Source organism: Streptomyces adelaidensis (genome assembly GCF_016598475.1).
Lineage (GTDB): Bacteria > Actinomycetota > Actinomycetes > Streptomycetales > Streptomycetaceae > Streptomyces > Streptomyces adelaidensis.
Genome location: NZ_JAEMUX010000186.1, coordinates 1 through 3,753, shown reverse-complemented (window position 1 = coordinate 3,753; position 3,753 = coordinate 1). Strand labels below are relative to the sequence as shown.

4 protein-coding genes are annotated in these 3,753 nt (G+C 63.8%); all 4 read right to left on the bottom strand.

What is annotated here, in order from left to right:
• A partial coding sequence (locus tag I8N67_RS41025) for an ABC-three component system protein (protein ID WP_200309405.1) occupies positions 1–887 on the bottom strand: 887 nt, incomplete at its 3' end.
• Between the two features lie 330 nt (positions 888–1,217).
• Entirely contained in the window at positions 1,218–2,597 is a 1,380-nt protein-coding gene (locus I8N67_RS41020; protein WP_200309404.1) for a vWA domain-containing protein, read from the bottom strand.
• A 344-nt stretch (positions 2,598–2,941) separates the two neighbouring features.
• Positions 2,942–3,088, bottom strand: a complete 147-nt coding sequence (locus tag I8N67_RS41015; protein ID WP_200309403.1) for a hypothetical protein — start codon at positions 3,086–3,088, stop codon at positions 2,942–2,944.
• Between the two features lie 172 nt (positions 3,089–3,260).
• On the bottom strand, positions 3,261–3,753 hold a 493-nt coding region (locus tag I8N67_RS41010), incomplete at its 5' end, for a tetratricopeptide repeat protein (protein WP_200309402.1).

The window sequence follows — 3,753 nt, the reverse complement described above, 5'->3', positions numbered from 1 at the left end:
GCCTGCAGTCGCTTCCACCCCGTGGGGTGGTCATCCCTCGCCACGTCGACCACGGCGTCGTATATGTCCTTGACGATGGCCTCGAAATGCCCTTCGGGATAAGCCTCTTCCCCGAAGCGGCGCAGGGACTCGGCGCTGAAGAACGCTTCACGCTGGTGGCGCAAGTGCGGGCCGGCGGTGGGGTGCTGCGCAATCTGGGTAACGGTGCTAGCGGCACTGGGCCAGCGCTCGGCGTAGACCTGGACGAGCTGCTGCACGTAGCGGGCTTCGCGCGGCTCCGGCTTCTCGGGCGGTTCCATGACGGCCGGGCGGGGCGGGGACTCCGGCGGGAATCGCTTCACCCAAAAGTCAGTAGTCTTGTGCTGTTCAAGCATCTTCTTCATGTTGACGGTCTGAAAGATCTCGAACGACGTATCTGCCGCCAACTCCTCGGCCTCGCGCCTCAACCGCGGGCCCAGGTCCGTGATCACCTTGTCCTTGGTCTCGCGCAGCGCCTCCACGAAGTCCTTGCGGGTACCGACCGGGCGTTGCAGAGCCTGCTGCAGGCTGGGGCCGATGGACGGGGCGACGAAGGTGTATTGCTCTGGCACGATGAACTGACCCGTGACCACGCCCGCGAACATCTTCCGAATCTCACCCGCGGCGGTACTCCAGGCCAACGTTCCCTTGTAGCGCTTGCACTGGTAGTTGTGCCAGGGACCTTCCAGACCCTGGCGAGTGAGGAATGCGGCCACGTCGATGCCGTGGTCGCCTGCGCCTCCTTGGCGCTCCACCCGCACGTACAGGCTGTTCAGCGCGGGCACCCACTCCTCGACGAACTTTTCGAACTCGTCTGGAGGGTAGGTGAAGACGATCTGCTCAGGCGACGGCATGGCCGGAAACTGCATGGCCGTTGGATAGTTGAGGATGAGCGGCGGGGCACCCGCCCGGCTCCCTGCCCCCCGCGGGCCTTGACTCGGATCCAACATCTCCCCCTGAAAGCCGCCGCCATTTTCCGCGATGGACCCACTAGAGATATCACCGGAAGGCCGTTCACGAAAAGACCCACCACAACCGAGTGACTAACAGTCAGGGGCCGGGGTGCCGAGCGGGCAGACACATGTGACGCGTCCGGGCGATTCCCCCAACACCTGCCGCAGCTTCCGGTTTACCCCGGAGCTCGATGTTGTCCCGGAAGCCGCTGGGGACACGGCAGCGGAAGGTCCGCGTGAGGCGCGTCACCGAATGTGGCCACCAGCGCGCAAGACCGCCTCCAGCGCCGGGTATCGGTAGAAGCTATCTCCCTCCTCGGCCATGGACTGAACGCGGGAGAGGAAGGAGACAAACTCCGCGGGCTGCGCCAAGCCCAGATGCGCCGTGTTACGGAAGAGCGCCACGGCAAGGTCGGGCATCTGGGCGGCGGTGCGGCAGTCGAGGTTGTCCGCCCACGCTGTCAACGCTGTCCGAAGATCCCCGATGCTGAGGAAGACGCCGTGCTGGACGAGAAGTTGACCGGCTTGCTCCCCGGTACGCCAGCTTCCGGCCTCCGCGATGAACCTGAGCACTACGGGGACGAAGTACGGGTGGGGACGCATTGCCACCACGTTCATCCGATGCAGCTCAGGAAGGTCGGCAAAGCGTTGTTCGAGCGCGGGAATCCGTTCCCGCGCATAGCTGCTGCTGACGACTGTCAGGCTTGCTGCAATGTCGGAGCGAAGAGGTTCCCAGGCCGCAGCAGTAATGTTCCTAGTCAGCAAACCTTGAAGCCGCTCACGGAGTGGTTCGTCCACCATTTCCCAGAAGAAATCCTGGTCACCGAGTCGGGTGAGTGCGCGAAGCTGCATCTCGCCGTCGAGTGTCTGGAAGTTTTCGCGCTGTCCAGCTACGGCGGAACGGACAAGTTCTCTGTCGCGTTGCGCGAACGCGAACAGCACGACGGCGGACCTGTTGGCGTACTCGATGGTCGCCAAGCGACCATCGGGATCGAGTTCGCGTAGGGCGTGCTTCGCGGCGAGCTTGGCGATGTTGCTCCGGGCAGCTGTGCGTACGCGGTCGAAGAAGTTGGTCTGAATGTGGGACACCACCGGTACGAACGACGGGTCACAGGTGTAGTCAAGGAATGCGTCCAAGATTTTCCCGCCCTGGGTGGCGGGATGGGTCAACAGCGTTGTCAGGGCGACCGCGAGGTGTCCGCGGGCGACTTCGGGGAGGGGCTCGTAGACCTCGCTGAAGCTGCGTAGTGACGGGTGCACGCAGAGGTTGCGGTCTTCGCGGATGCGTTCGAGTTCTCGCTGGCCGATCGAGTCGATCAGCTCGAAGTCGGCTGCTTTGGTCAGCAAGCTGGCTTCGATGTTTTGCATCGCGCGAACGCCGTCTGGCGTGATGCCCTTCCCCTGTGCACTCGTAATCTCGGTGCGGACTGCGACTGCCCCGGCATCGCCGTTGTCGGCAAGTTGGATGAGTTTGGTGATGATGTCCGCGGTGACTGCCGTCCAGGTTGCGGCGATGCTTGCGCGGATGGCGCCGGCGTTGTAGCAGCGCCATGCTTCCTCTGCGAGCGGTCGCGTGTCCGGGTTCCAGACCTGCGCAATCAGACTTTCCACGTCCGTCACCGACATCTCCTCGTTATCTCACCCGAGTGTCCCAGGAAGTGCCCCGGCCGAAGGTCGACGCCGACGTGTACCTGATTGTCTTTCTGCACGATGACGGGTTCGCCGGTGGTGCTCAGGACCATGCTGCTCTCCAAGGAGGATGGGAGTTCAGTTGCTCAGCATGGCAGCTGACTGTCCGTCGGAGAGGACGTCCGTTGCCCGAGTTGACCGACGCTATCGTCGTGACGTAGGGCGAGGCCGGAGCGGTTCGAGCTGATCAAGGTCCAACTGCCTGATGGTACGTACGCGGCCGAACCTGTCGACCGGTACGTCTGGAGGGCCCCGCCAACGAGGGCCCTCCACTTCATGCGTCACATCTCGACTCCGTGTCCGCTGACTTCGACGGCCGGTGCCTCGTGCTCCGGTTCGGGGCGCTGGACTACGACGGGCTCGTCGAGGCAGGCGCGCTCGGCGTCCTCCATCTCGCGAGTGCTGTCCGTTCTCGTGGGCAGAGCCACATGCCTTACCCATCTCCAATACGTTGACCTGTAGAGACACTTGGCAGCACTAGATAACGATGAGTCCACAGTCCGCGGACTTCCAGCTCACCAGCGCACGCGACTGCGGACATCGACATTACGTCTTGGCAGTCGGGCTGGCGGTGTCACATCCATGCTTGTGACATCAGGGTCAGAGCTGCCTGGGCTCGTCACCATCACGTTCGGCAACGGCAATAGTGAGATTGCTTCGAGCCGTTCCCGTCAAGGGGTGGTCGGGGCCCAGCACACGCATCATATCGGCCAGGGTCTGCTCGTGCAGCTTGATCGCCCGACCTAGTTCGCCCGCGGAACGGTAGGCGCCAGCGAGATTGTTCCGGGACTTCAAGGTACTGGGGTGGTTGGCGCCGAGCACCCGCACCCGGTCGGCAAGGGTCCGCTCAAACAGCGGCACCGCCTGATCCAGGTCCCCCACCGAACGGTAGGCCAGAGCGAGATTGTTGCGGGAAGTGAGGGTGTCGGGGTGGTTGGGACCAAGCACCCGCACCATGTCGGCCAGGGTCTGCTCGTGCAGCTTGATCGCCCGACCTGGTTCGCCCGCCGACTCGTAGGCGTGAGCGAGGTTGTTGCCGGAGCCCAGAGTGTCGGGGTGGTCCACACCCAGCACCCGCACCCGGTCGGCCAGA